Annotated in this window: 4 protein-coding genes; 3 read left to right on the top strand and 1 reads right to left on the bottom strand. The window is 36.0% G+C overall.

The features are described from left to right. From ACFIJZ_RS09690 to ACFIJZ_RS09680, 3 genes are all read left to right on the top strand, one after another. A partial coding sequence (locus ACFIJZ_RS09690; protein WP_375631942.1) for a DnaB-like helicase C-terminal domain-containing protein occupies positions 1-113 on the top strand: 113 nt, incomplete at its 5' end. An 85-nt stretch (positions 114-198) separates the two neighbouring features. Continuing rightward, positions 199-639 (top strand): single-stranded DNA-binding protein, encoded by a 441-nt coding sequence (gene ssb, locus ACFIJZ_RS09685; protein WP_375631940.1) that lies wholly within the window; start codon positions 199-201, stop codon positions 637-639. Positions 640-654: 15 nt separating this feature from the next. Further along, positions 655-1,209 carry a hypothetical protein gene (locus ACFIJZ_RS09680; protein ID WP_375631938.1) on the top strand — a complete coding sequence of 185 codons (555 nt, stop codon included), beginning with the start codon at positions 655-657 and terminating at the stop codon, positions 1,207-1,209. Here ACFIJZ_RS09680 and ACFIJZ_RS09675 read toward each other — a convergent pair. Beyond that, a complete protein-coding gene (locus ACFIJZ_RS09675; RefSeq protein WP_375631936.1) occupies positions 1,193-1,738 on the bottom strand; it encodes a hypothetical protein in 546 nt (181 codons plus the stop codon). The two genes, ACFIJZ_RS09680 and ACFIJZ_RS09675, sit on opposite strands and share 17 nt — an antisense overlap. Positions 1,739-1,937: the final 199 nt, after the last annotated feature.

Here is a 1,937-nt window from a genome sequence, read left to right as displayed (position 1 = left end):
AAGCCGAGGTTATTATAGCAAAACAACGCCATGGTCCGACAGGAATCGTTCCCCTTGCATTTCAATCCGATTTTACACGCTTTAGTGATTTAGAACATAATGTAAAACATTAAATAATTGTTATTAGCTAACTGAAAACATTGTAAAAACACATAAAACATGTTATGATCTTTACATCATTTAATGGGACTTACAAACATGCTTAATAAAGTGATTTTAATTGGTCATTTAGGTGCCAATCCAGAAAGCAAAACAATGTCATCTGGCATCGAGGTGGTCAATTTTCGAATGGCAACGTCTGAGAGCTATACAGACAAGGCAACCAATAAGAGAATAGACAAAACCGAATGGCATTCCATTGTGGTGTTTAATCCACATCTTGCAAAAATAGCTCTCCAGTATCTGAATAAGGGCAGCAAAGTTTATATCGAGGGGCGACTACAAACCCGTAAATGGCAAGATAAAAACGGTGTTGATCGCTATGTAACAGAAGTCATATTGCCTCAGTACAAAGGCGAATTAAAGCTTTTAGATGGCAAAAATGATGATAATCAAGATCAGTCATCTGCTTATGACAGAAGCATTTACAGACCTCTTGATACGCCCCATACCGTTATGAATGACAGTGTTCCTTTTTAAATAAAAGGCGGTGTTATGAAAAAAAATAAAAAGAGGGGACGCCCTAAAATAGCAGGGCAGGTAAGAGAACCAAACGGACGTATATCACGTGCAAAAGCACCGCGTGAAGCCGTTGATAAATTGGCAATAGAAATGCGTGCAAAGCGCTTCGGTTTAACGCTACAGGAGGCAAAAAATCCACTTTCTGGTACCTATATCGGGCGGCTTTACTTGCAAGGCGTGCTTACTCAAGAGCAATACGACGCCGCCCAGCAATATCTACAGATAAGGAATAATTACCTTTGTGCAAAGGGCTTGCCAAGCGCTGTTTATGATGATGTGTCTACAAATTCAGACCCAGATAGCTTTGAGCAATGGGTTGAAAAAGCAACGCGTCATTATCAATCTGTTCACGAGGCAATAAAAGAGGCGCAACATCTCTATAGACAGTACAATCTTTATGCAGCGCTACAGTACCTTGTTAGTGAAGATCAAGAATTACTACATCTTGTGAGTTCGCTAAAGGTTGCTCTTAATGCGCTTCAAAAGTATTTTTCGCAAAATTATGTAACTATCAATAAAAGTGAATGATAAACTTATATAACGCTTCACTTTCATAATCTAGTTTATGAAGTTTTCTTTTATTTTCAATTATCCGCTTTTCAATTATAGGAAGGACTTTCAGAATTTCTGATTCCTCCATATGGTTCTTAGATTGTTTTGCTTTATTTAGATCCTCTATTGCACTTATTTTTTGTAGCATACTGCCGGTTAAATCGCTAAAACTATTGTTTCTTTCCCACAGTATATCATGCCATTCTCTTATCATATTTACATGTTGTTCAAAACGTTCTTTTGATAAAGTCGACATGTTATGCAAGAAATATACTTCTTCTATCATTCTAATTTCTTTGAATCTTTTTTCCCACCATTCGTTTCCATGAATTAGGTGATTATGAAGTTCGGTTTTTAATTCTGTGGTTACTTTTGAACAGAATAACTTATTAAAAAATGAAGAAGATTCTTCAGAATTAGCATATCCATTTGAAGTGGATATAAAACACGTTGTAAAAAGTGTGATAATTAATACTCTTCTAAAGAGAGTTTTTTTTATAGACATTGTTTTCTACCTTAATTTACATCTTAATTATCTAACCGATTCCCTTTGAATATATCAATATGTGTTATTTTTGTGTTGACAAAGTGATGCAAATCGTATTTAATGACAATTACGGCACTAGTCGTATTGTGTCTAGACGAGAGGCAGTGCAGTTTGGAATCCCCGCAAATGCGGGGTTTTTTATTATCTGGAGGGTGTA

The organism is Bartonella sp. CL70QHWL, assembly GCF_042194855.1.
GTDB lineage: Bacteria > Pseudomonadota > Alphaproteobacteria > Rhizobiales > Rhizobiaceae > Bartonella.
This window is presented reverse-complemented; position numbering and strand designations above follow the sequence as displayed.